The following is a 25596-nucleotide window of genomic DNA, read 5'->3' on the forward strand; positions in this document are numbered from 1 at the left end:
GGCTAGGCGGCGGTGCGCACGTTCGCGAGCCCTTCGAAGGTGGCGCGGACATTTGCGGAGGCGCCCGCGACCAGCGTCGAGACTTGGGTGAGAAATGCTTGGGCTTCCACGCCGGGGCGGCGTTCCGCCATTTCCCAGCTGCCGAACTCGCGCGCTTCGATCGCACGGTTCGACAGGATCACGATGGCGCGGTGCCGGCAATCTGCGCGGATGCGGTCGAGCGTGCGGGTGAGGTCGGGTTCCTCCCCTTCGATCGCCTGGAGAAAGCGCTTCCCGTCCGAGTAGAGCAGGCCGGTGATCCCGTCGCGGCGATTGTTGGCCCGCGAGGCGGCGAGTATCCCGGTGAGGGCGGCCGGGCCGACATCGCCGGCGGCGGTGCTGATATAGACGATCTGGCGCATGCAATCCTCCGGGCGAGACGCCTTGGCCTAGGGCTAAGCCGTTAGAAACTCGTGAAAACGCTTCCAATCGGCGGGAGCATTGCTTCTTTTTGGAGGCGCAATTTCTAAAAGCCGGCGCGACTCGCGTTTCGCGACCGAGTGCCACGGCGCAGGACCGTCCGACGGCTCCGCGCCACCGAGCCTGCGGTCTCGGCCGCAAGGTGACGCCCGTTGGACAGCGGAGGAGCCGCTCTCGCAGCCAAGTATTTAATGTGCTTCTCCCGTCGAGCGGGAAGTAGCCGGAACTCCCGGCTAGACCCGCCGAGGCCGACGGCAAATCGCGCGTGCCTGAAGTATCGTGGCGCGTGTGGGTGCCGGAGATGCGCCCTCCGCGCAGCATGATGGCTATCGACGCTCTGACTGTTGAGTGATGGAGCTGGTGAGTGATGGAGCTGGAAAATCTAGATAGTGCGGGCCGCCGCACCGGACACCGTATGAGCGCCCTGCGTTAGGGGCGGCATGCGCTTCCAGCTGCCCCCCGTCGCAACCGCCCCCTTCTGCCCCCCTCGGGTGCAGGGCACCGTCATCGTCGCACCCACGATACCTAGTTGGCGCAAGCTATTTCGGTTTGCCGGACCAGGCCTGCTCGTCGCGGTTGGCTATATGGACCCCGGCAACTGGGCGATCGACATCGAATCCGGTTCGCGCTACGGTTACGATCTCCTCTTCGTGGTGCTCCTCTGCGGCGTCGCAGCGATGCTGCTGCAAGGGCTCGCAATGCGGTTGGGGCTAGTGGCCCGGCGCGATCTCGCGCGGATGGCGCGGGAACGCTACAGCACGGCTGCGACGCGCACCCTCTGGATTCTAGCCGAGGTCGCCATTGTCGCGACCGATATCGCTGAGGTCCTCGGATCGGCGCTCGCGTTCAACTTATTGCTCGGCATTCCGCTGTGGATAGGGTGCTGCTGACCGGTTTCGACACGCTGATTGTTCTCGCGCTCCAAGGGCGTGGCTTTCGACAGCTCGAGGCGATCATCCTCGGGCTTGTTCTTACCATCGCCGTCTGCTTCATCGCCCAGCTTGTGATCGCTGGACCGAGCATGGCTGGCGTGCTGCACGGGACGGTGCCGAAGCTCGCGATCTTCGGTGACCCGCATGCACTGTACCTGGCCGTCGGCATTCTCGGTGCGACGGTAATGCCGCACAATCTCTATCTCCATAGCTCGATTGTGCAAACCCGTTTGCCGGCGCCGGGATCGGCAGCAACGCGTGAGGCGCTACGGTTCGGGACGATCGACATTGTTGCGGCACTTTGCCTGGCAACCTTGGTCAATGCGGCGATCCTGACCTTGGCCGCGGGGACCTTTCACGTCAGCGGCTACACGGGCGTAGCCGAGATCGAGGATGCTTACCGGTTGCTGGAGCCCCTTACCGGCGCCGCCGCAGCGGCGCTGCTCTTTGGGATCGCGCTGTTTGCGTCCGGCCAAAGCGCCACCTTCACCGGCACCATCGCAGGCCAAGTGATCCTCGAGGGATTTCTCGACTTCGAAATCCCATGCTGGCTTCGTCGCGTCATCACCCGCGGCCTGGCTTTGATCCCCGCCCTGATTGGGATACTTTGGCTAGGCGAACACGCCGTGGGCAAATTGCTGATCCTCACTCAGGTAGTTCTGTCTCTGCAGCTACCGTTCGCGATCTATCCGCTCATCCGCTTCACAAGCGACAAGGCGATAATGGGCGAGTTCGCGAATGGTTTCTGGGTGCGTGCGCTTGCGTGGAGCCTGTTCGGCCTGATTGTGATCGCCAATCTGTGGCTCATTTCCAGCTGGCTTTAGGATCGGCCGCGGCTGTCCCTGCTGCATTTTTTGTTTGGTGCCGTTAAGCAGCCGTGGACAACAGTTGCTTGCCGGGATCGCAGATACCGCTACGGCGCGATCACCAGGGCAGTTCCTCGAACAGGATCATCTCCTGGAAGCCAGCCGGTTCGAAGCCGATGCCGGCGACGAGGCGGCTCAGGGGAAACTGCGCGCTTGCCGCGAGCACCGCCTCGGGATCGGACTGGCGGGAAGGATCATGCGCTGCGGTCCATTTGGCGAGCGACGAGACGCGCGCGTGCAAGGCCGCCGACAGGGCGGGAGCGTCGCCAAGGCCTGCATCCATGGCATAGCCCTGCAGTGTCAGCGCCTGGGCTCATCGAAACGGTGCGTCAAAGCATCTTGGAATGATACGGGCTTCAACGGCACGCGTCGGCATTGCCGCGCCGGAGCGCCCGTTTGCGCGAGGTGGAGCTGCTGCCGCGGAGCCGTAAAAAGGGCCTCACGGTCGAACCGGGCCTGCTGTCCCGCCAGCGGAGCTGGGCGCCAGCCGCTGCGCGCTTTTCGGCGGGACCGAGCGTGCCCCGCGCAAAGGCATCGAAACCCTGCCGGCTTCGCAAGAGCCGCCAGCGCACGTCGGGACGAGCACCAAGCTTCGGAATAGTGGAACGCTCCCACGCCCCGAACGGGCGGAGCCAGGTTTCACGGTGCGCTGTCAGCATAACACCATCCCCGATGGGCACGGCGTCCACCTGGTCGAGCTTATCCAAAAGATCCGTGAACAGGTCGTCATCCGCCACAGGAATGTAGCTCGTGAAGGTTGAGCCCAGCCGGTCGAGATCGTGTTGCGTGAGGAAACCAATGGAAACGATACGGTCAGCCGGCATGAGCGAACCTCCTTGGCCTTCCAACGAAGGCGTGTCGGATAAGTGCCGTACGGCCAGCTCGAGGACAAGCGGAGGCTAATGGGCTAGCGCGATCCTTATCGACGCCGGGGGATGTCCAATCCCATGTTCGGCATTTACGACTTCGTCCTATCATCCAGTGCCCCCGCAGTCCTCCCACGAGGGGACTGTCCCCGATCCGACCGAAGCTCGCTTTTCGCTCGCGAAGCAGCAGCCTATAACTTGCGGCAGGTTGTTGCATCCACCGCCTTCGCAGGTTAGCCGCCAGGTAGGGGCGGGCGCGAGGAGAGCGCTATGATAATGGTACCAAGCCACAGGGAAGCTGACGCGCGTGGCGGGTCCGCGTTCTACATCGCACGCGCTCGGGAAAGCCTGCGCCTCGCTGAAGAAGAGCAACTCCACACGCGGCGGCTGGTGCATATGCAGGCAGCGCAGCGATGGATCGATATGGCCGAACGCGCCAAGCGACTGGAAACACGCGCGGAGCGGCGGCCGTCGCTGCCGGCAGATCAAGCGCGCTCGCGCTAAGATCCCACCTGGCCGATCTGTTTCTTCGGCTTGCTTCGGATCGGCGTACTGCTCTGCGCGCTCGCCGGATCGGCTCGCTGCAGAAAGTTGCTTGAGTTTAATGACGTCGCAAATGGCCCGACGCATCCTCCCTCGTTCCGGACCGGGGCTCATCTTTGGAGAATGGGAATGCCTATGCGAGAAAATGGTGCGGATCGGGCGTATTTTGCCAGGCGCGCGAGGGAAGAGCGCGACAAGGCTGGGGTTTGTGAGGACAGCGCCGCCGCGCTGGTGCACCTCACGCTAGCTAACGAATATGCCAGGCGAGCCGAAGATACGGCCGCGATACCTTATCCGATCTCGAACTGACCGTAGAATGCGAGCAGCCAATACGATCAAGACTACAGGCTATCTGATTTCGACGCTCAGCGTCGTGTTGCTTGGCGCCGTATCATGGAAGGCGGCGTCCGAGGAGCCGGTCCTCATCGCTTGCTTGATTGGAGGGATGCTGGCCTCGGCGGCGGGCATGTTGCTGCGCTGGATATCTTATCAGCTGCAGGAGCGCGGGGAGAACAAATGAGCGAGCTGTTGGCGATCGTACCGGACGAGGTCGAAGTGGCGGCACGCGAACTCCTGGAACTGGCGTGCGCGAAGGAACTGGCCATCGTCAGCGCCGAGAGTTGCCCCGGCGGTCTTGTTGCATCTCTCCTGACGGATGTTGAGGGCGCGAGCCGCGCGTTCGAACGCGGCTTCGTCGTCTACACGGATGAGGCCAAGTGCGAATTGCTTGCGATCGACAGCCGGATGATCGAGCGATGCGGCGCGGTCAGCCGCGAAACGGCAATCGCCATGGCACAAGGAGCGTTAAGTCGTTCGCATGGCGACGTCGCGATTGCGATTACCGGTTTCGCCGGCCCCGCCGGCCCTGGCGACGAGCCGGGACTCGTGCATTTTGCCTGCGCGCGCTCCGACGAAGTCACCTGCCACCGCGAAGAGCATTTCGGCGATATCGGACGCGGTCCCGTGCGTCTGCGGTGTCTCGCGGTTGCCATCGACATGCTGCGCAAAGCTATTGAAACGGCGGACTGATACCGATTGCGACAGCAAGCTGGCGAGTCTTTAAGGAGCGCCGCTGTGCGGGTCGAAGATGCCGGATTGACGGTCCTACCATTCAATAGGACCGGGCCGAGCACCGCCTCGGTCAAGCGCTTCTGCCAGAAAACACAGCAGACCTTATGTGGCGAACTTTAGATTCACGTGACTAGGCTCCCCGACACAAGAGATAGCACAGTCAATCGCAAATTTCGGGGTAACGGCATGCCGTTTGGTTTCTACATGATGATCGGCCTGCTGGTAGCCCTGCTAGCGATTGGGGGCCTGGTAGCGGCGAGGCGTCGCACCGCCAAATCCGCAAAGGAGGAGGCGCTGAAGAGGCGCCGGAAGCCCGAAGATCGCCCCGATCTTTAGGGGACGGGCTTACGAGCTGGAAGCACCGCTATGAGAGGATACGCGCGCAAACCGATCATGCCACCTCGGAGAAACGAGGCGACGGGCCGTCCAGCAGCATGAAGCCCTCGTCAAAGTCCCCGATCGAAACCAGCTGATCCCAGTCTTCGACGATGACTTGCCGGGACCGCATGGTTGCGACGGAGCGCTCTCTCAATTCCTTCAAGGTACGGTTGACGTGAACGCTCGTCAGACCGGTGGCGTCGCCCAGGTCGGCCTGGGTCGCTGGCAGCGCGAAGGCGTGCCTGTCGCCTTGTCCCGCTCGCTCGCACCGGATGGCCATCTCGCACAATAGATGCGCGAGTCTGGCGAGTGCGTCCCTTCGGCCAACATTTACGACCCATTCCGAGAAGATCGATCCGTCCGCTACGCAGTCGCGCCATAGCGCCTCGGCGACACCCGCATGCTTCGCAGCGACGCGGCGAACCTCGGCATGCGGCAATCGGAGGATCGTCGTGTTGGTAAGCGCCATCAGTCCCCATGCGGACTTCGGGCTGACCACCGACGGCAGATCGGCCATGTCGCCTGGAATGTGAAGGCACGTGATCTGGCGAGCGCCCTCTCCGCTTTGGCCAAAGCGGCCGACCAGCCCATCGACTACGAGACAGGCGTGATCGACATGCTCGCCCTGCCGGACGAAGTCGGAGTGCGCCGCGACCTGCCTCACTTGCCCCTTGAGGCTCAGGACGGCGCTCGCCTCCTCGTCGGTGAGCAGCGAACGCGACGCAAGTCGATTCACGAATGGTTGGAGGGCAGGCGCATGTGAAAAAACCATATGAAGCTCCGGCCAAAGGCGGGAGCGCACAGGTCTCGCAGCCACCGGCGCCTCGAATCGTAGCCGGTGATCGGCTACCTGTACCATAGTCGGACAAGGCCCCCCACGGAAATACAACTGCTCTACGTTACCCTAGCGTAGGGCGCGGACCGAAGCTCCAGATGTGAAAATCAAACTCGGGAGTCGGCCATATCAGCGGAGCCGAATCCGGAAATGGAAACCTGCGTTAGTCCGTATCCATGGTGCGGGAGCAACGTCTTCGTGCTACACGCAGGCATCGTCGAAACACGCTTTTTGGGCTTCGGCGGCTAAGAGCATGATTGCTCCGCCTTGCTGATGGGAGCCGCATCGTGGATCGATATTTTCTTCACTTGCGTGATGACACCGATGAAATGCTCGATGCGGAAGGCTTGGAGCTGAGCGATCTTAAGGCGCTAGGAAAGATGGTGCTGGAAAGCGCTCGCGACCTGCTTTCTAGCGAGCTCAAGAGCAAGGGTGTCCTGGACTTGCGATAGCGGATCGAAGCCGAGAATCGCGATGGCGAGGTGCTGCATACCCTGGCGTTCAAAGATGCTTTTATCATAATCCCCGAGCCAGTCTGACGACCCTGCACCGCTAAAACGCACCGGCCACGCCTGGAGCCGGCGTCGAAATCCGAACGAGACGCCGGCGGCCGTCCGTTGCGCATGGCTCTCATTGCGGCTTTTGACGGGTTCTTCCCACCGATGTGGCATCGTCGAGCCGACCGCCATGCGTCGTCATTGTCAACAGCGCAGGGGCCCAGGACTAGATCGAATGCCGGCGAAGCTGGCGCCGGCTTGCATAGTCGGGACCCTAACCTTCGAAAGGCTCGTGCCAGTCTTCCGGCACCGCATCAGATTCCCTGGACAAGGTGCTCAATCACATGGCCTCGACCATGAATGTCATTGCCATGACCGCCGGAGCGGCGGCCGCAATGAGGTCGACGTGGCTGTGCACGAGCTGCCCGCCCGATTGCGCGTGGCAAGGCTGGGCAAGGGTCGCGGCGGCGAGAAACGAAGCGGATAGAGAATTGGACGAATCAGCATCGGGTACCTCCTTTTCGGCTCGAACCGCCTAGGATGAGACCGGGCGGCGACGGCGCGATTTTGCGATAAGAATCGACGGCGCGGCGACGAGCAGCGTCGCTTGCAAAAGCGCCTGAAAGAGCATGGCAGGCAAAACGGGGGCCGCTGTCCTCCGGCGGCATACGGCACATCAGCGATTTTGAGTGCGCGCACCATCTGCCGAACGGGAGGCAGCAATCGGCCGGCGACCTTTCATAGCCGCCGCGTGATGCCCATATCCTTGGAAACGCAGGAGTAACCATGGCATTCGAAATTAAGCAGAAGGGTCCCGACAAGGCGCCGCCGCGGGTCGAGGACAAGTTCGACGACGCGATCCACCTCTCCCTCGCACTCATCGAACAGCGGAATATGAAAACGCGGGTCACGCTCACGAATCTGAAGACCGGTGAGACGCTGAACGAGGCACAGATCCACGAGGCCGCCCTGTCGGTCGGTCCGCGCAAGCGCCGGCCAGAGCCCGAGGTTGCAGACTCGCAAATCGGGTGAGGAGATCATGCAGGGAAAGGGCGCGATGCAATCCTTAGCCGGATGTTCAGGCGCCCACCGAAGCGCGTGACGTTGTTCCAAGCCCGCGATCAGGCTTGGGGTTGCTCCCTCGCTTAGTATTCGGCGAGAAGCGGCCAAGGCGGCCAGCATTCCGCAAATAGGGATGCGATCGAGCTCAGCAACCGAACCGCTGCACTGGCGTTTGTCTTTGCCACGGCCTGCGGGAGGTACAATTGGCTGACGCACGCGATGATATCGAGCAAGAGGTGCGGGATACCCCACGCATCTCAACCGGCAGTGAAGGACTTGATGCCATCCTCGGCGGCGGGTTCGATGCTGACCGGCTCTATCTCTACGAAGGGCGGCCGGGCACCGGCAAAACGACCATCGCTCTGCAATTTCTGCTCGAAGGCGCCCGTTTGGGCGAGCGCGTTCTCTACATTACGCTTTCGGAGACGCGCAAGGAACTGCAGCTCGTTGCTCGACGCCACGGCTGGTCCCTCGAAGGGCTCGACATCTTCGAACTGGTGCCACCGGAGGCGACACTGGACCCGGAGCGCGAACTCACCGTCTTTCATCCGGCCGAGCTGGAGCTCACCGAAACGACAAAGTTGATTTTTGACCAGGTCGAAAAGCTCAATCCCGCGCGCGTCGTTCTCGACAGCCTTTCCGAACTGCGCCTGCTCGCCCAAAGTCCCCTGCGATACCGTCGCCAGGTGCTGGCCTTGAAGCACTTCTTCACCGCACGGGCCTGCACAGTGGTGCTGCTCGACGACCTCTCCTCCCAGCAGAATGATCTTCAGCTGCACTCGATTGCGCATGGGGTGGTGCTCCTCGAACAGCTCGCCATCGATTATGGCGCCGAGCGTCGGCGGCTGCGCGTCGTCAAGATGCGCGGGATTCAATTTCGCGGCGGGTACCACGACTTCACCATCCAGAAGGGGGGACTGGCAATCTACCCCCGGCTTGTTGCATCCGAACATGACACGGTGGCCGTCGCGGAATGCGCATCGAGCGGCAATGTCGAACTCGACACGCTTCTCGGTGGCGGGCTGGAATATGGGACCAACGCCCTGCTGCTTGGAGCGGCCGGTGTGGGCAAATCCTCGCTCGCTCTCACGTATGCGATCGCGGCTGCTGAGAGGGGCGAGCGATCGGTGCTGTTCGCATTTGACGAGGGGCGCGGGACCGTCGCCGCACGGGCACGGTCACTTGGCTTGCCGCTCGAAGACCAGGTCAAGAACGGTATGATCCGCTTCCAGCAGATCGATCCTGCAGAGATGTCTCCAGGAGAATTCGCCGCCAATGTCCGGCACAGCGTCGAGGCACAGGGCGCGAGAGTGATCGTTATCGACAGCCTCAATGGCTATCTCAACGCCATGCCGGACGAGCGCTTCTTGATCCTGCAGATGCATGAACTGCTCACCTATCTCGGCCAACGCGGCGTGCTAACCATCCTGGTCCTCGCCCAGCACGGCCTGGTCGGACCGATGGACACTCCGCTGGACATCAGTTATCTCAGCGACTCCGTCCTCATGCTGCGCTATTTCGAGGTCGGCGGGACGGTGCGCCGGGCTTTGTCCGTCGTAAAGAAGCGCAGCGGAAATCACGAGCACACCATCCGCGAATTTCGTCTGAGCACAGGCGGCGTCACGGTAGGCCCCCCACTGCGGAAGTTCAGTGGCGTTTTTACGGGCACGCCGCGGTACACCGGGGATGACTTCCCCCTCATGGAAGACGGTGAACATGCGCCCGGCTGACAAGCATGGCCGTGTCCTCGTCTTTGCTCCGATCGGCCGCGACGGAACGGCCTCCGCCGAGCTTCTCCGTCGAAGTGGCATAGCTGCCGAGACCTGCCTCAATATCGAAATCCTCACCCGGGAACTTGCCCTGGGTGCAGGAGCTGTCTTCGTCGCAGAAGAGGGGCTGTTCGGTGAGCGTACCGCGCCCTTGTTCGATTGGGCGCGGCGCCAGCCGAGCTGGTCCGAGTTGCCGTTCATCTTGTTGACCAGCAACCAGGATCAGCCAGCCGTCATGGAATGGAGGCGCAAGGTCGTCGTCGCCCTTCGCAACGTGGCTCTGCTCGAGCGCCCAGTCCAGGCAATGACGCTCACGAGCGCGGTGGCGACCGCGCTGCGCGCACGGGCGCGTCAGTATGAGGTCCGAGCGCTGCTCGAGACCCAAGCGAACGCCGCGGCGCAACTTGAGGTGCAGATCGCTCTCCGGACCCAGGAACTCGAGGAAGCTAATAGCGCGCTGCGCAGAGAGATCGAAGAGCGCGCCCGGGTCGAGGAAACGCTTCGCCAGGCGCAAAAGATCGAGGCAATCGGTCAGCTGACCGGCGGGGTCGCGCACGACTTCAATAATTTGCTGATGGTTATCTCCGGGGGGTTGGCGATGCTCGACCGGCAAGCCGATCCGGCGCGCCGGCAGCGCTTGATGGAGGGGATGCAGCAAGCTGCGGAGCGTGGCACAGGGTTGACGCGACAGCTCCTCGCCTTCTCGCGGCGCCAGCAACTCAAGCCGGAATCGATCGATCTTACGCGCCAAATTGGCGGCATGCGGGAACTGCTCGACCGCACGCTGCGCGGAGATGTGCACGTCGACTTCGACTTTGCCGATGATCTTTGGCCGGTCGAGGTCGATCCCGGAGAGCTCGAGCTGGTCATCCTGAATCTGGCGGTGAACGCGCGGGACGCCATGCCGAGCGGCGGCACCATCCTGGTTCGGACCCAAAACGTGCCCGATGATGTCGGCGCCGATCGCGTCCAGCTGTCCATCACCGACAGCGGCACCGGCATGTCTCGGGAGGTCCAGGCGCGGGTATTCGAGCCGTTCTACACGACAAAGGATATCGGCAAGGGTTCGGGGCTTGGACTGCCCCAGGTACATGGCTTCGCGCAGCAGTCCGGCGGATCGGTAGAGATCCAGAGCGAGATCGGCCGCGGTACCAGCGTGAGCATCTTCCTCCCGCGCTCCCGCAACGCAGCAAAGGAACCCCAGCACAATTATGGTGACCTAAATTTCGCTCGCCAAGCGGCCGAAAGTAGCGGGAACGTGTTGCTGGTCGAAGACGATGACGAGGTGGCTGCGCTCGTGCGAGAAATGCTCGAGCAGCTCGGCTACGGCGTCACGCGGGTCGCGAGCGCTCGCGCTGCCCTCGGCGCCCTTGCGGACGGCCGCGCGGTCGATGTCGTCTTCTCGGACATCATGATGCCTGGCGGGATGGACGGTGTTGAACTTGCGCGTGAGATACGGATGCGCCACGAGGGTCTCCCGGTCTTGCTGACGAGCGGCTACGCCGAAGCTGGCCGGGCGGCAGCCCAAGCTCTGGGCGTGCGCATTTTGGCGAAACCTTACCGTCTCGACGAACTCGCAGCAGCCCTGAGCTCGGCCGGGAGCCGCCAGCACGCACATTAGCTGCAGAGCAAGCCAGTTTAATCAAGCCAGTTTAACCTAGTTAAATGGCACCGTTTTTTCCTGGAACATAGCGGCCTCGGCCCGGTTGATGTTCGAAACGCCAATAAAAAGGCAGGGAACGGAAATGGCGACACTTGCGCTTGATTCGAATATTCGGAGCATCAGTCCCTATGTTCTTGGGCTGCGCCAGGTCAGTCAGGGATCGAGCGAACTGATTACGAAGATCGCCGTCGGCGAGCTGGAGATCGAGGTTCGGGCAAGCGGCGATTCAGTCTGGGCGTTCATCCGCCGCACTGGCCAGGGCGGCCTCGCCTTGCGCGCTGCGTATCTCGCAGGAGACTTCACCTGGTCCAAGGTCGACGCCGAGGCCGGCGAGGCAGCGCGGTTGACGGTGAGCAGCGCGCAAGGCGAGCATCTGATCGTGTTCCGGACGGGCGGCGAGGCGCTGGAGCATTTCCGGATGACCGTCCGCCTCACGCCGGCCGCGCCGATCACCATCCCGTTCATGCCTCGCGACCTGTACCCGCTCGACGCCGACGGCGACCCGCTTTGCGCGCGCGGGACCGTGGAGGCCACCCAGCGCGGCCTCAACGGCGGCGTACTGTATTTCCGCATCGATGAGCCCGCCTTCGGGAACGTCCTCTATTTCCAGAATCTCACGGCAATGAACGACTATTGTCGCGCCACGAAAACCACGCCGGACGGCGCGGTGGGCGGCGAATGGCCCGAACTGGGCTATCTGCTTCCGACGCCCGACCAGAGCGGAACGCCGCCGACCGACGCCTTGCCCGCCGGCAAGGAAGTGACCCTCTCCGACGCCATCCTCGTCTTCCGCCACGAGGCGCCGCCGCACGAGCGCGAGTCCGCCCGGCAGTTCCTCCAGATGCTGGGCGTCGCCTACAAGATGATCGATCTGCCGCACACCCATTATCGCGACTGGGTCGATCGCGCCGAGCGCACCTTGCGGGACCTGGACAAGGCCCCTGAAGCGACGATCGAGCATTATGGCCATCGCTACATCCACCCCTACACCGCCGCCGAATATCCCGACATCATGGTGCAGATGTCTATCGTCGCCGCGGTCCATAGCTGGGGAAAATGGCGTGGCGAGCCGCATCCCCTCGACGCGGAGTTCAAGGCGGGGCTCGATAAATTCTACGACCCCAAGCTCAAGTCGCTGCGCCGGTACCTGCCCAATGTCGGGAAAGACAAGGACGCCGACGCCGTCGACAGCTGGTATCTCTACCACCCGATGCTCAACCTGGGCATTCTGGCGCTCGACGGGGACAAGGACGCGCGTAAGCTGCTGCTGAAGTCGATCGACTTCGGTATCAAGGCGGCGCACCATTTCAACTATGAATGGCCGATCCAGTACAAGATCACCGACTTTTCGGTGATCACGGACGTCGCGGCGGACGGCCGCGGCCAGACCGATGTCGGCGGCATCTATGCCTGGGTGATGCTCCAGGCATTCGAGCTCACCGACGAGAAGCGTTTCCTCGACGAGGCGCGTGCCGCGATCGACGCGGCAATGGGCCTGCGCTTCAACGTCAATTACCAGGCCAACCTCACCGCTTGGGGCGCAGCCGCCTGCATGCGGCTGTGGCGGATCACCAACGAGCAGGTCTATCTCGAGCAAAGCTACGTCTATCTCGGCAGCTTCTTCCACAATTGCGAGATTTGGGAGAGCGAGATCGAACTCGCCGTCCATTATCGCAACTTCCTGGGCGTCACCTGCCTCCAGGACGCGCCCTATATGGCGATCTACGAGTGCTTCGACTCGTTCGTGGCCTTCGAGCGCTATCTCGACGATAGCGGGCCGGACCTCGAGCCCGCCGCGCGCATGCTGATCGCCGAATATTGCAAATACGCGCTCGACCGCGCCTGGTACTATTATCCCGACGCGCTGCCGCCCGAGGTGCTCTCGCCGAAACAGCGCGAGGCGAACGGGCATATCGACCGCAAGCTCTCCTTCCCGCTCGAGGACCTATACGCCGACGGCCAGCAGGCCGGCCAAGTCGGACAGGAAGTCTATGGCGCCGGCGCCGCCTTCATCTTCGCCACGCGTGCCTTCCACCATGTCGAGGGAGCACCGTTTCGCCTGTATTGCGACCAGTTCGTACGCTCGATGGAGCGTACCGGCGACAAGTCCCTCACCCTCACGCTCGATGGCGGAGAGACCTGCTCCGCCGGCCTGAGCCTGGTGCGCCTGAAACGCCGCAAGCTGTGCCAGACCCGCGTCACCACGATCGGCGGCGATGTCTTGCGGCCGCGCGACACCTCCGCCGACCGCATCGAATATCGCGTCCCGGCGAATGGCCGCCTCGTGCTGAATTGGACATGACGATGAAAGCCGGGACCACGCTTCAGGGCAAGCGTATCCTCGTGACCGGTGGCACCAAGGGGATCGGCCTCGCGACCGTGCGGCTCCTCGCCGACCAGGGCGCCCGGATCTTTACCTTTGGCCGGAACCAGGCCGGATTGGACGATGTCCTGGCAAGCACAGGCGGCAGCCGCGGCACCGTCAAGGGCATCACCGCAGATGTTTCCACGAAGGAAGGAATGGAGGCGGTGTTCGCCGCCGTCGACGCCGAGCTCGGCGGCATCGACATACTCGTCACCTGCGCCGCAATCGGCGCGCAGCCCATTCATGAGATGGCGGACGACGACTGGCGCCAGGTCGTCGAGACGAATCTGATCGGCACCCTGGCGAGCGCACGCGGGGCGATCAAACGCATGGAGGCCCAGGGCGGCGGGCATCTGCTGTTCGTCGGATCGATCAGCACCGAGATCAAGGCGGAGGGAGAGAGCGTCTATTCGGCGACCAAGGCCGGGATCCAGGCCTTCGCCGAGACGCTGCGCAAGGAAGTCGCGTCGAAGCATATCAAGGTGAGCGTGGTCCAGCCCGGCTCCGTATCGACGCCTATGCAGGAATGCAGCGACGCCGAGAAGCGCGAGGCGATCGCCAATGACGAGATGCTCCATGCCGAGGAAATCGCCGAGGCGATCGAGTTCGTCCTGACCCGGTCCGAGCGCGCCGATGTGCTCAACCTGCGCATCGAGCCGCGGCTTCAAAAGACCAGCTGATCTTGTCCGTGGGCCAACCCAAGGGAGAATCATACTGATGAAGGCAGCGTTGAAGACCGCCGAAGGACGGTTCGAAGTCAGCGAGGTCGATCGTCCGCAGATACCCAGCGCCGATTGGGTGCTGGCCCGCGTGCGCGTCGCCGGGATCTGCGGCACCGATCTTCGCCACTGGGGCAAGCACGAACCCGAGCTCGAGCATCACATCATGGGTCATGAACTTGCCGGCGAAGTCGTCGAGGTCGGGGCAGCGGTCACCAATGTGGCGTCCGGCGACCGGGTGGTCATCGAAAGCGTAATGGGCGACGGCGAATGCGAATGGTGTCGCGTCCAGCAATATAACCTGTGTCCCAACCTCTACGAGGTCCGTACCAAATGCGTGTCGCGCGCTTATGGCGAGTTCGTGACCGGCCCGGCGAAGAAATTCTACAAGCTGCCCGACCATGTCAGCTTCGAGGAAGCGGCGCTGATCGATACCTTTTCGGTGTGCCTCCATGCCCAGCATAAGTCCGGCCTCTCCATCAATGACAAGGTCGCCATCATCGGGGCGGGCCCGATCGGACTAGGGCAGCTGATGCTCGCCAAGGCCAGCGGCGCCGATGTGCTGATCCTCGACGTCGTCGACAGTGCTTTGGAGCTGGCGCTCGAACTCGGCGCGGATGTCGTGCTCAACAGCGGCCGAGAGGATCCCGTGGCGGCGGCTATGGCGTTCACCGGCGGACGCGGCGTCGACATCGCCTTTGAATGCTGCGGCGGGGAGAAGATGCCGACCACGTTGCCCCAGGCGACCCGAATGGCGCGGCGCGGCGGCAAGGTCGTGCTGGTCGGCGGCTTCGACAAGGGCGTGATCGAGATCGGCCTGGAGTGGCAGCGCATCCAGATGTCGGAGATTCAGCTGATCCCGAGCGCCAGCTTCTCCTTCCATGGCCTCGACGCCGAACAGGGCATGGCGCTCGAGCTGCTGTCCAAGGGTAAGCTCAATGCCAGCAAGCTGATCACGCATCGTTTCAGGCTCGACCAGATCAACGAAGCTTTCGAGGCGGCGGCCGCGAAGGACGAGACCGCCGCCACGTTTGTCGCGGTCCTGATCTGATGGGCGCAGGGACCAGGGCGCCCCAGCTCTTTGTCGGCACTTATGCCCGAGGTGGGGACGGCGGCCTTTATCCGCTGTACCCCAACGCCGATGGCGGCTGGGAGCTCGGGGAACCTAGCCCCTGCGCGCCCAATGCCTCGTTCGGGACCTATTCGCCGCGTTTTGGCCTCCATTATCTCGTCGATGAACGCGAGATGGGTGCGCTGCGCGTGCTCCGCCGTGAGGACATATGGCAGCCGCTTGCGCGCCTGCCGACGCAAGGCGCGCTGCCGTGCTATGCTGCGCTCAGCCCGGACGAGGGCTGGCTTGCCGTCACCAATTATGGGTCGGGCAGCATGGTCTTGTTCCGCCTTGACGCGGACACCGGTCTGGCCGGCGACCCCATGGTCGTGCACGAGAATGGCGGCCACGGCCCTGTTACTGATCGGCAGGACGCACCGCACGCACATTGCGCCGTGTTCAGCCCGGACGGCAAATGGCTGTACCAGACCGATCTCGGCACCGACGAGGTGCTGGCCTTCCCATTCGATGCACAGCGGGGGCCCGGCGACCGCCAAGTGGCATTCACGGCCCCGCCCGGCTCCGGGCCTCGGCATCTCGTCTTTCACCCCGACAAGGCGATCGCATTCCTGGTGAGCGAGCTGGCTAGCACGCTCACGGTGTTCGACGTCGAGCAGGGGGCGCTCGCCCAGCGGCAATGTCTCTCAACGCTCCCCGGCGGGTTCGGCGCAGACAGCCTGGGCGGCCATGTCGCGATCAACGCAGCCGTCGACCGCGTCTATGTCACCAATCGCGGGCACGACAGCATCGCGACCTTCGCTCTGGACGCGAACGCCCATCTGGCGCTCCTCGGCCATACGCCTGCAGGTGGCGCATCGCCCCGCTTCTTCCGCTTGCTCGAGGCAGAGCGCCGGATGCTCGTCGCCAACGAAGACGGCAACAATATCACCGTGTTCGACATCGCTCCCGACGGGGCGCCGCGCCAGTGTGGCGAGGTGGCGGTGCCAGCGCCCGCCTTCGTGTTCGCCGCCTCATAAGCTTGACGGAGAAAGGAACTGCCATGTCAGATCTTGCTGGCAAACGCGTGTTGATAACCGGCGGTGCCGGCGGCGTCGGCCGCGCGGTCGCGCAGCGCATGGCGGCCGCCGGCGCGCGCGTGCTGATCGCCGATCGCGGTGAGCTCGAGCTCCGCGAGGTCGTGGAGGGGCTGGCGCAATTGGGCGAGATCGAAGCTGTCACGGCCGATCTCTCGAGTGCCACGGGTTTGTCGCGGATGTTCGACCGGGTCGATGGCTGGCTCGGCGGCCTCGACATCCTGGTTGCCTGCGCCGGCGTCGGCTCCGGGCCGCTCATGGAGATGGACGACGCCGACTGGCGTTACGTCATCGAAAGCAACCTCATGAGCTATGTCGCGTGTACCAAGGGCGCGATCGACCGCATCAAGGCAAGCGGCACAAAGGATGGCATGATCATCCTCGTCGGGTCGATCAGCGTGCATATCAAGGCGGTCGGCGAAAGCGTCTACAACGCCGCCAAGGGCGGCGTCGCTTCGTTCGCGGAGACGCTGCGCAAGGAGCTCATCCCCGAGAGCATCCGCCTCACCCTGATCGAGCCCGGCGCGATCGGCTCGGCGATGCAGCCTTATTCCGCGGAGGAACGCGACCGCGAGATGCAGGCCTACAAGATGCTCCCGCCGGCGGAAGTGGCCGAGGCGATCCTGTTCGCGGCGACGCGTCCGCCGGGCGTGGACGTGGTTACGCTCCGGATCGAACCGCTCGTGCAGAAGATCTTCTGAGCCGATCTTGGGCAGGCTGCCAGGCTCAGAGCGCCTCACTGCGGGCGGGAACATTCGATGATCCTCGTTTCTTTTCGAGGCGCAGGATCTCGCTTCGAAGACAGACAATTACCCGGCGCTGATGCCGCCCCCTGGGAGTTCCGCAATGAATCACTATGACGTGGACAGACTGATATTCGGACCGGCCGATATCGACTTGTCCCGCTCTCCCCTTGCGGCGGGCATGGCCCGGGCCGGCGCCGAGACCTATGTCCTCGGTGCCTTCAACCCCGGCATGACGCGCCTGCCGAGCGGCAACCTGCTCTTGATGGTGCGTGTCGCCGAGGCGCTGCGTTCGCCGATCTTCGACGGCCATGTCCATTCGGTCCGCTGGGACGAGGAGCAAGGCTATGTCCTCGATGCCTGGCCGTTGGAGCTCGCCGACACCGCCGACCCGCGTCAGTTCAGGCTCAACGGCGGCGGCTGGAAGGTCCTCGCGCTGACCTCGCTGTCCTGGCTTCTGCCTGTCGAGCTCACCCCCGACGGTCTAGAGGTCATCAGCATCCATTACGACAAGGCCATAGCGCCGCAGGGCAGCTATCAATGCTATGGCGTCGAAGACGCGCGGATCAGCAAGGTCGGCGAGCGCTACCTGATGACCACCTGCTCGGTCAGCCCCGAACGGCATTCGACGACGCTCTACACGTCCGATAACGGTTTGGACTGGGCCTTCCAGGGCATCGTGCTCGATCATCAGAACAAGGACATGCTGATCTTCGAAGGCCTGGTCGACGGGCAATTCTGGGCCCAGACCCGGCCGCTGGGCGACCATTTCTTCGCCTATCCCCCGAACAGCCCATGGCGGGCCGGTCCCTCGATCAACCTGGCAACCTCTCCCGACGCCATCCACTGGCGGCCGCATCTCGCGCCGGGCATCCGGCCTTATGCCGGCACCGTCGCCGCTGCCCGGATGGGCGGCGGCGCACCGCCGATCCTGACCGAAATCGCGGGCAAGCGCGGCTGGCTGTCGCTGTGGCACGGCGTCGAACCCAAGGAGATCATCGGTGTCTACCGGACCTATTGGTCGCTCCTCGATCCGGAAGATCCAGCCAGGGCCCTTGCGACGCGCGAGCAGCCATTGCTGGAGCCCAATCCGGAGCTCACCCGGCCGCTCGAAGAGCTGCTATATGTCCGCGATGTCGTGTTCACGACCGGCATCGCGGAGGCGGGCGACCACTTCGTCGTCGCCTCCGGCGAGGCCGATCTCGCATGCCGGATCACCCATATCCCCAAGGCCATGTTCGGCTGAAATGGCCTCGGTCCATGCCCTCGCGTCCTTGGGTCTTGGCCGTGGCCGCCACCGCCAGAGGCGGGAGCGCTTGCGATGAGCGGGGTCCTTGTCGGCGTGGATTCCTCCACCCAGTCCTGCAAGGTCCTGGTCCTTGATGCGGATACGGGCGTCATCGTCGCATCGGGAAGCGCCCCGCACCCGGACGGCACCGCGGTCGACCCCATGGCCTGGATCGATGCGCTGGGCGCAGCCTGGAGCGCAGCCGGCGTCGCGGAGCGCACCGACGTGCTGGGTGTTGGCGTGTGCGCGCAGCAGCACGGGATGGTCGCGGTCGATCGGGACGGCCATCCGGTGCACGACGCACTGCTTTGGAACGACCTGCGCAGCGCGGGGCAGGCCCGGGATATGGTCGCGCAGATGGGCATTGCCGGCTGGATGGAGGCGGTCAATGTGCTGCCGGTCGCAGCCATCACCCTGACCAAGCTTGCCTGGCTGCGCGAGCATCGGCCCGAGGCGGCGGCACGGGTGCACCGCGTGATGCTGCCGCATGACTGGCTGGTGCTGCACCTTACCGGTGCGTTCGTCACCGATCGCTCCGATGCCTCGGGCACGGGCTATTTCAGCGCCGAGGCCAACCGCTACCGACCCGACCTGCTCGAGCGGTATTTCGGCGCGGTTCCGCAGCTTCCCAGGGTCCTGCGGCCCGACGAAGCGGCGGGGACGCTGCTGCCCCGATGGGGCGGCCGCGGGCGGCCCATCCCGGTCTCGGCCGGGGCCGGCGACAATGCCGGCGCCGCGCTGGGCCTGGAGCTGGAGCCGGGCGATGTCGTTATTTCGGTCGGCACGTCGGGCACGATATTCACCCGGGCGGCCAGGCCGGTGTGCGATCCCAGCGGCATCACCGCCGGATTCGCTGCTGCGACAGGGGACCATCTGCCGCTTTTATGCACCCTCAACGCCGCACGGGTGATGACCGCCACCGCGGCCTTGCTTTCGGTCGATCTGGCGAGGTTCGATGCGCTGGCGCTGGCTGGGAAGGACGATGCCGGCGGCTTGACGATGCTTCCCTATTTCGATGGCGAGCGTACCCCGGACCTGCCGGATGCGACCGGGCAGTTGCACGGCCTCACCCGCGACGCGTTTACGCCGGAGAATCTGGCGCGCGGCGCGGTACTCGCCGTCGCGAACGCGCTGGCCGATTGCGTGGGCATGCTCCGGGCGATCGATGCGCCGGTGGGCCGGCTGCTGCTGATAGGGGGCGGCGCGAAGTCGGCTGCGCTACGCGCGGTGCTTCCCGATACGCTCGCAGCATCGCTGATCCTGCCCGCGACGTGCGAATATGTGGCGCTGGGCGCGGGACGGCAGGCGGCATGGGCTGCAACCGGCCGGCTGCCCTGCTGGGGGCGCCGCATCGAGGCGGTGCTCGAGCCCAACCTGGATCCAGGCGCAGCGGCATACCGCGATCGCTATGCGCGGTTGCGCGACGCGCTTGTCAGCGACTCGCTGCGACCAGCCTCTCGATCGTCGCCCGGGCGCCGAGCTGGTGAAAGGAGTCCAGCGCGCGCAGATAGGGAGCGGTGAATTCGGGCCGCTCGGCAAGGTCGCCAAACAGGTCGCGATCGCGGATGAAGGCGAGCGGATCTCCGGTCAGCTGCCGGCCGGCCGCGGCCATGACCGCTTCCCTGCGCCGGTCCACGATATCGATCGGCGCCCCCTGCTCATCCCTGCCTTCGGCATATCTGGCCCAGGAAGCTATGATCGCGGCCGAGAGGTCAACGGGGCGCCCGGCAGCGAGATTGTCTCGGACCACGGGTACCAGCCATTTAGGGATGCGGTCCGAGGACTCGGCGCACAGCCGGGCCAGCGTGTCGCCAACCGCGGGATTGGCGAACCGCTCGATCAGCTGGCATTTATAGGCGGCCAAGTCGATTCCCGGAACCAAGGACAATGTCGGTGTCGCCTCGCGGTCCATATAGGCGAGCAGATAAGCGACAAAGGCGGGATCGGCGCAGACCTCATGGGCGAAGCGGTAGCCGGCGAGATAGCCGGGATAGCAAAGCGCCTGGTGGCTGGCATTGAGGAGGCGCAGCTTCATCAGCTCGTAGGGGCTGACGTCTTCGACCATCTGCACCCCCGATTCCTCGAACGACGGCCGCCCCGCTGGGAAATGGTCCTCCAGGACCCATTGCGCGAACGGCTCGCATATGACCGGCCATCGGTCATGCACTGCGTGCATCGCCTCCAACTGTTGCCGGTCCCGATCCAATGTGACGGGGGTGATGCGGTCGACCATGCAGTTCGGAAAAGCGACGTCCTGCCCGATCCAGGCACCGAGCGAAGAGTCGATCAAACTGGCATAAGCGGTGAACTGGCGCCGGGCGACGTCGCCATTCCCCTGGAGGTTGTCGCACGAAAGCACGGTAAACGGAGCGACGCCGCGCTGCCGACGGCGGCGGAGCGCCTCGACGACCAGGCCGAACACCGAGCGCGGCCCGCCGACGCCGTTCCGCGCGGCGGCGAGGTCGTGGACCACATCGGGGTTGGCGGCATCGAACGCGCCGGTAGCCTGATTGAAATTGTAGCCGCCCTCGGTGATCGTCAGCGAGACGATCCGCACCGCGGAGTCGGCGAGCCGCTCGATCGCCGCTTCGGGATCGTCCGGCGCGTGGACGAAGTCGACGATCGATCCGATCACTCGTGGATCGGTAGTGCCGTCGGGATGTTTGATGACCAGCGTGTAGAGATAATCCTGCTGGGCGAGCGCGTTGCGCATCGCCAGATCGCCCGGCAGCACTCCCATGCCGCACACGCCCCAATCCAGCGCCAGGCCCGCGTTCATCAGGCGGTCGAGATACATCGCCTCGTGGGCGCGATGAAAGCCACCGACGCCGATATGGACGATGCCTGTTCTCACCGCGGAGCGGTCATAGCGCGGCGCGGGCACCGGCAAGAAAGGCACGGCCGAGGTCGATAGCGGCAGAACCTGATCGGCCGAGGTCATCATAGCGCGCTCCGAACGCGCCGAGAAAATGTCAGGGTCGGTTCCGCGACCGAGATGGCAGGGCACCTCAACCGTCCAGCTCGCGCTGAATCGCAACCGATCGCCAGGCGCGCGCAGAAGCCCGGCGGCAGAGCCGGTCCCGGCGGGCGGGGCCGTTTATCCCCCGATGCCACGGCGCTGCGGCGGCCGTAGCGCTCACCGCCCGGCCTGATTGGCCGAGGGTCAAGGGGCCGGCGGGCGAGGTCGCGGGGCGGGCATCGCGACCTACGCAACCAGGCAGAAGGGCGGGGCCATGGCGGTCCCGAATCCTTTGGCTATGGGCGCGGAGCTTGCCCATCGGCTAGGAAGTCGGTCCGCAATATCGGTGGGTCGCTTGCCCATAATCATGGTCACAGGCGGGCTCGGTGTCGCACTCATATCGTTGCGCCTGCCCGAGCACGAACTTGGCGATGTCGGCGCCATAGCCACCCTGCTCGCGCGCGCAGCTGCCCATGTCCCAGGGCATCGGGTGATCATCGCCGCCAATCCCGAAGACGCTGCCGAACGGGAGCACGGCATATCCGACCTGCGCCGGTCGCTTGCCGACCAGGAAATTATTAACCGATCCGAGCTTCCCGCCGTCGCGTTCGTACGCAGCCCTCTCGATCTTGTTCGAGATCAGCCTCGGGGTCTCGTCGATCGCAACCTCGTTATCAGCCATGAAGAAAATCCTTGGCGGAACAGGACTGCCTTAACGCGCGGAGAGCCACGCCGCTCCCGTCGGCCGGGCTCCGCGCAGGGATCATTTGGCCAGGCAAGTTGCCGGGCGAAGTGACCCGCCGGATACAGGATGAGCGTATTCCACTGAAGGTCGAGCAGGCTGGACCCAACGGTCACGCGGCCCTGGCTGGGCGCGGTCGGCGAAAGAAACTGGAACTCGAGATCGAGCGAGTCGACACCTTCGGGCACCGCCCGGACTTTCACCCGGACCTTCATATCCGTAAAAGTCCCCGGCCGCGTCTACAAACCGCCGGGGCCGACATTATCTGTCCGCTAAATCTCCCAAACGCCACCGGCACTAGATTGGCCCAGCCGATCCTGGTGGGTTCGATCCACCGCAAAGCCGCTGTACGCTTCGAGCGCTTCCGCTATGTCCGGCTGATGGGCGAAAGTCTCACCACGTTGCAGCAGGTTCGGGCTCTGATCGAGCGGCTCACGCCCAAGCCGATCTGCCATGAATGTGTTATTGAGCGCCTCTCTCCAAATGCGCGGCTTGAGGCGAACAGTAAGATTGTTGAGCTGGCCGGGATGAACGGATTCGAGCGCCGGGTCGATACCTGCTCGATGTGCTGCGGTAAGAAAAAGGTTATTCGGCGTCTCCCTTTCTAGAGTCGGCGTCCACCCCTTGTGACGCGGGGGGACGAGGGCGTTGATAGGGCCGACCAGCCTACCGCTTTTTCTCGACGGGGAGGTGCGGCATGAAGAGGTCGCTGATGCCTGAGAACGCGCCGCGATCACCGTCGAGGCTCTGACCGCTGGTCTCCATCGCAGTCGCCCTCGGCATTGTTCCGATATCACGAAGCCGTTCGGCTCGCCGCGCGAAGAATGTACGTGCCTCAGGTGCAGGCGCAAATCGAAATGAATCCGTCGGCAATTCCAAAGCCTTAACCGTACGGGGATATGGCGGGCCTCGGAGGAGCCCGTGGATAGCCGACAGCACTTTACCGACGCAGGACAGGAGGATTCGGCCAGCGGTCGCGCGGCGCAGGGGCGCTACGAACAGATGCTCGCCAGCTCGGCGACGGCTGCGATTTGTGCCGGACCCGACAACCTCATCCTGTCCTGGAACAGCGCCGCCGAGCAGCTTTTCGGCTATAGCGCACCGGAAGCGATCGGTAAGCCGCTCTCGATCATAATCCCGAGCAGGCATCGTGCTGCCCATGATGCGGGATTGGCCCGGGCCGTCCAGGCCGGTCGTGCGCGCCTTGCCGGGCGTTCGGTCGAGATACTGGCCCTTCACGCGGATGGCACCGAACTCCCCGTCGAGTTGTCGCTGTCAATGTGGTTCGAAGCCGGCATGCCGATGTTCGGCGCGCTCCTGCGCGATATCACCGACCGGCACACGGCGCAGCGACGTCTCGAGCATCTCGCCCATTGTGACGCGCTTACCTCGCTGCCCAACCGCAATGCGCTGCACGAGCGCCTCGCCGCGGACATCGACCGGGTTCCCTGTTCGTTGCTGCTGCTAGATCTGGACGGCTTCAAGCATGTGAATGACAGCCTCGGACATTCGGTTGGCGATCAACTGCTCGCTGCGGTCGCTGCCCGGCTTACCGGAGTTGTGGGCCCGTCCGGCCTGGTCGCCCGGCTCGGAGGTGACGAGTTCGCCATCTTGCTTTCGGATTGCGCCGACCCGCTCAGGATCGAGGAGCTGACAAAACGGACTTTCGACGCTCTGCATCCGCCATTCGAACTCGCAGGCCAGTCCATATATGTCGGCACGAGCATTGGTGTCGCAATGTCTCCGAAAGACGCGTCGGATGTCGAGCAACTGCTGTCCAGCGCGGACCTCGCGCTATACAGCGCGAAGGGTGATGGGGGAGGTACGCGGGCTTTTTTCGCGCGTTCGATGCAGAATACCTCGGAGCAAAGGCACCGTCTCGGCGCCGAGCTGCGTCGGGCGCTGGCCGATAGCGAGTTCGAACTCTGGTATCAGCCCCAGGTCTCGCTGACGGACCTGACCCTGTCAGGCGTCGAGGCGCTGCTGCGGTGGCGCCATCCCGAGCACGGGCTTCTCGCTCCCCAGGCGTTCCTGGCCGTGCTCGAAGACAGTACGATCGCCGAAAGGGTCGGCGACTGGGTCGTGCAAGAGGCTTGCGCCGCTGCAGCCGATTGGAAACGCATTGGCCTGGGGTCAATTCGTGTCGGCGTAAACCTGTTCGCTGCGCAACTGCGCTCAGGCCGACTTTTCGGCGTGGTCTCGTCCGCGCTTGTGCGTCATGGGCTGTCTGCGAACCAGCTTGAGCTCGAGATCACCGAAAACACCGTCCTTCGTCACAACAACCAGTCGACCAAGGTTTTGCGCAGACTCAAGTCGCTTGGTGTCGGCATCGCGTTCGACGATTTCGGTACGGGATTCGCTTCGCTGAGCCTCCTCCAGAAATACCCGCTGACCCGTCTCAAGATCGATAAAAGCTTCGTTGCCCGTATCGATCGCAAGCTCGGAGACGCAGCGATCGTCAAGGCCGTAATCGGTATGGCGACAAGCCTTGACCTCGCTGTTATCGCCGAAGGTGTGGAGACCGCCGAGCAGGAAGCTGCATTGGTCGGGCTGGGTTGCCAGGAAGCACAGGGATATCGCTACGGGCGCGCGATGCCGGCGCCCGCTATAATTGAAACCTATGTCGAGCGCTGCTCGGTCGTCGGGCTTGCGCCACGGACCTGAATCCCGGGGGGGACGCAATGATAAGTGAAAGGTCCGCTGCAAGAAATCCCTGGTGCAGGCTGCTCGGCCACAAGGGCAAGTGGGCAAGCTCGAACTGCGATAAGGTCCATTGGCGAGCACCATGCCTGCGCTGCGGAACTGCCGTAATCAGAAGCGTGCGAGGAGGTCCCTGGAAAGATGTCTCTGGCGACGGCTGGAGGCCCGTCGGGGAGGGTGGCGCCTCTTAACCAGAGCACGAGGCATTATGACGTCGTGGCGCCGGCCGCGCTATCCCGCCAGGTCGCTGCGGAGGACGGGGTGCGGCTGGGCGCGAGGCTTGGATCTTGGATGGCAATTGGCTTTGACAGGAAAGTCTGCGGCTCGGCAAGGATCCGTCGCGCCTGCTCAATGAATCGCGCTCGGCTTGCGGGGCCCGCCGAGCGCGAGGGCCCTTGCCGCATACTCGTCCGCGAGGCGTCCAAGCGTTTCCGCGGTCGTCTTGTCGAAGCCGGCGCGCGCCAGGCGGTGCGCCCGGTCGGCTTGCATCCAAAGTTCCGCTGCCTGACTCGCGTCCGTAACGTCAACGAGGATATTGACCGCGCCGACCAGTTCGCCATTTTTCAAGATTGGAGTCGGGTAGGGCATGAAGGGCACCCGGGTACCATCGGGGCGTTCCGCTACGGCAGTCAGGCCTCTGATCGACCGCCGCTCGCGGATCGCCGCAGCCATCGGGCATTCATCGTGCGGCAGGAACTCGCCGTCGTCGGTGAACAGTTTCCATGTAACGCACCAGCGGTCGGCACGGAGGACCGGGGTGCGGCCCGCGAACTCTATGCAAGCCTCGTTGAAGTAAGTGACAAAGCCGTCGGCGTCGGTGACATAAAGCGGCGCGGCGATTTCATCGAGCGCTACCAGAAGCTGCGGATCCCCATTTTCCAGAACGCCGAGCGCGCTATGGATGATGTCCTCCGGGCTCCTGAAATCAACGCCCATGTCAAACCCCGACTGCCCACCGCGAGCTGGAGAAGCGCGCATCCATTCGCTCCGCTCT

General features: G+C 64.0%; 22 protein-coding genes and 1 pseudogene. 16 read left to right on the top strand and 7 right to left on the bottom strand.

Annotation, left to right across the window (positions count from 1 at the left end; translation table 11 throughout):
• Positions 1-2: 2 nt before the first annotated feature.
• Positions 3-401 (bottom strand): BLUF domain-containing protein, encoded by a 399-nt coding sequence (locus IAG41_RS15700; protein WP_187729588.1) that lies wholly within the window; start codon positions 399-401, stop codon positions 3-5.
• Positions 402-1043: 642 nt separating this feature from the next.
• Here IAG41_RS15700 and IAG41_RS15705 point away from each other — a divergent pair.
• Positions 1044-2215 (top strand): annotated as a pseudogene (locus tag IAG41_RS15705) (Nramp family divalent metal transporter).
• A 100-nt stretch (positions 2216-2315) separates the two neighbouring features.
• On the opposite strand, the gene IAG41_RS15710 reads toward IAG41_RS15705, so the two are convergent.
• Entirely contained in the window at positions 2316-2540 is a 225-nt protein-coding gene (locus tag IAG41_RS15710) for a hypothetical protein (RefSeq protein WP_187729589.1), read from the bottom strand.
• 73 nt (positions 2541-2613) lie between these two features.
• Positions 2614-3081 carry a hypothetical protein gene (locus IAG41_RS15715; protein ID WP_187729590.1) on the bottom strand — a complete coding sequence of 156 codons (468 nt, stop codon included), beginning with the start codon at positions 3079-3081 and terminating at the stop codon, positions 2614-2616.
• A gap of 901 nt (positions 3082-3982) precedes the next feature.
• Between IAG41_RS15715 and IAG41_RS15720 the strand changes: the two genes are divergently transcribed.
• Together IAG41_RS15720 and IAG41_RS15725 are read left to right on the top strand one after the other, a co-directional pair.
• Complete coding sequence (locus IAG41_RS15720; protein WP_187729591.1) at positions 3983-4186, top strand: hypothetical protein; 204 nt, start codon at positions 3983-3985, stop codon at positions 4184-4186.
• Positions 4183-4695, top strand: coding sequence for a CinA family protein (locus tag IAG41_RS15725; protein ID WP_187729592.1), 513 nt, complete (start codon positions 4183-4185; stop codon positions 4693-4695). Before IAG41_RS15720 ends, IAG41_RS15725 begins: the two co-directional genes overlap by 4 nt.
• Before the next feature lie 433 nt (positions 4696-5128).
• Here the strand turns inward: IAG41_RS15725 and IAG41_RS15730 are convergent, their stop codons facing one another.
• Entirely contained in the window at positions 5129-5887 is a 759-nt protein-coding gene (locus IAG41_RS15730; protein WP_187729593.1) for a Crp/Fnr family transcriptional regulator, read from the bottom strand.
• A gap of 350 nt (positions 5888-6237) precedes the next feature.
• Between IAG41_RS15730 and IAG41_RS15735 the strand changes: the two genes are divergently transcribed.
• The 11 genes from IAG41_RS15735 (at position 6238) to IAG41_RS15785 (ending at position 19722) form a co-directional block, all read left to right on the top strand.
• Entirely contained in the window at positions 6238-6402 is a 165-nt protein-coding gene (locus IAG41_RS15735; RefSeq protein WP_187729594.1) for a DUF6894 family protein, read from the top strand.
• Between the two features lie 831 nt (positions 6403-7233).
• Positions 7234-7479, top strand: a complete 246-nt coding sequence (locus IAG41_RS15740; RefSeq protein WP_187729595.1) for a hypothetical protein — start codon at positions 7234-7236, stop codon at positions 7477-7479.
• A gap of 233 nt (positions 7480-7712) precedes the next feature.
• Complete coding sequence (locus IAG41_RS15745; protein ID WP_187729596.1) at positions 7713-9239, top strand: ATPase domain-containing protein; 1527 nt, start codon at positions 7713-7715, stop codon at positions 9237-9239.
• Positions 9226-10899 (top strand): ATP-binding protein, encoded by a 1674-nt coding sequence (locus tag IAG41_RS15750; protein WP_187729597.1) that lies wholly within the window; start codon positions 9226-9228, stop codon positions 10897-10899. The genes IAG41_RS15745 and IAG41_RS15750 overlap by 14 nt, the downstream gene beginning before the upstream one ends.
• A gap of 124 nt (positions 10900-11023) precedes the next feature.
• Positions 11024-13243, top strand: coding sequence for a hypothetical protein (locus IAG41_RS15755; RefSeq protein ID WP_187729598.1), 2220 nt, complete (start codon positions 11024-11026; stop codon positions 13241-13243).
• 2 nt (positions 13244-13245) lie between these two features.
• Entirely contained in the window at positions 13246-13986 is a 741-nt protein-coding gene (locus IAG41_RS15760) for an SDR family oxidoreductase (protein WP_222950720.1), read from the top strand.
• Positions 13987-14023: 37 nt separating this feature from the next.
• On the top strand, positions 14024-15076 hold the full coding sequence (locus tag IAG41_RS15765; protein WP_187729600.1) for a zinc-dependent alcohol dehydrogenase: 1053 nt from the start codon (positions 14024-14026) through the stop codon (positions 15074-15076).
• Positions 15076-16113, top strand: a complete 1038-nt coding sequence (locus IAG41_RS15770) for a lactonase family protein (RefSeq protein ID WP_187729601.1) — start codon at positions 15076-15078, stop codon at positions 16111-16113. The genes IAG41_RS15765 and IAG41_RS15770 overlap by 1 nt, the downstream gene beginning before the upstream one ends.
• Before the next feature lie 23 nt (positions 16114-16136).
• Positions 16137-16871, top strand: a complete 735-nt coding sequence (locus tag IAG41_RS15775; protein WP_187729602.1) for an SDR family oxidoreductase — start codon at positions 16137-16139, stop codon at positions 16869-16871.
• Positions 16872-17016: 145 nt separating this feature from the next.
• The gene (locus IAG41_RS15780) at positions 17017-18159 is read left to right on the top strand and encodes a glycosidase (protein ID WP_187729603.1); all 1143 of its coding nucleotides are present in this window, start codon (positions 17017-17019) and stop codon (positions 18157-18159) included.
• A gap of 75 nt (positions 18160-18234) precedes the next feature.
• Positions 18235-19722 (top strand): FGGY family carbohydrate kinase, encoded by a 1488-nt coding sequence (locus tag IAG41_RS15785; protein ID WP_187729604.1) that lies wholly within the window; start codon positions 18235-18237, stop codon positions 19720-19722.
• On the opposite strand, the gene IAG41_RS15790 is transcribed toward IAG41_RS15785, so the two are convergent.
• Together IAG41_RS15790 and IAG41_RS15795 are read right to left on the bottom strand one after the other, a co-directional pair.
• Positions 19634-21145, bottom strand: coding sequence for a mannitol dehydrogenase family protein (locus tag IAG41_RS15790; protein ID WP_222950721.1), 1512 nt, complete (start codon positions 21143-21145; stop codon positions 19634-19636). The genes IAG41_RS15785 and IAG41_RS15790 overlap by 89 nt on opposite strands.
• Before the next feature lie 337 nt (positions 21146-21482).
• A complete protein-coding gene (locus tag IAG41_RS15795) occupies positions 21483-21842 on the bottom strand; it encodes a PRC-barrel domain containing protein (RefSeq protein ID WP_187729605.1) in 360 nt (119 codons plus the stop codon).
• A gap of 11 nt (positions 21843-21853) precedes the next feature.
• On the opposite strand from IAG41_RS15795, the gene IAG41_RS23275 reads away from it, so the two are divergent.
• Together IAG41_RS23275 and IAG41_RS23505 are read left to right on the top strand one after the other, a co-directional pair.
• Positions 21854-22510, top strand: coding sequence for a hypothetical protein (locus IAG41_RS23275; RefSeq protein WP_262408689.1), 657 nt, complete (start codon positions 21854-21856; stop codon positions 22508-22510).
• A gap of 313 nt (positions 22511-22823) precedes the next feature.
• Positions 22824-24566: a putative bifunctional diguanylate cyclase/phosphodiesterase gene (locus IAG41_RS23505; RefSeq protein WP_187729606.1), complete on the top strand. Its 1743-nt coding sequence runs from the start codon at positions 22824-22826 to the stop codon at positions 24564-24566.
• Positions 24567-24950: 384 nt separating this feature from the next.
• Here IAG41_RS23505 and IAG41_RS15810 read toward each other — a convergent pair whose 3' ends face one another.
• On the bottom strand, positions 24951-25538 hold the full coding sequence (locus IAG41_RS15810; protein WP_222950722.1) for a PAS domain-containing protein: 588 nt from the start codon (positions 25536-25538) through the stop codon (positions 24951-24953).
• Positions 25539-25596 lie beyond the last annotated feature (58 nt).

Source organism: Sphingomonas sp. JC676 (assembly GCF_014489075.1).
Taxonomy (GTDB): Bacteria; Pseudomonadota; Alphaproteobacteria; order Sphingomonadales; family Sphingomonadaceae; genus Sphingomonas.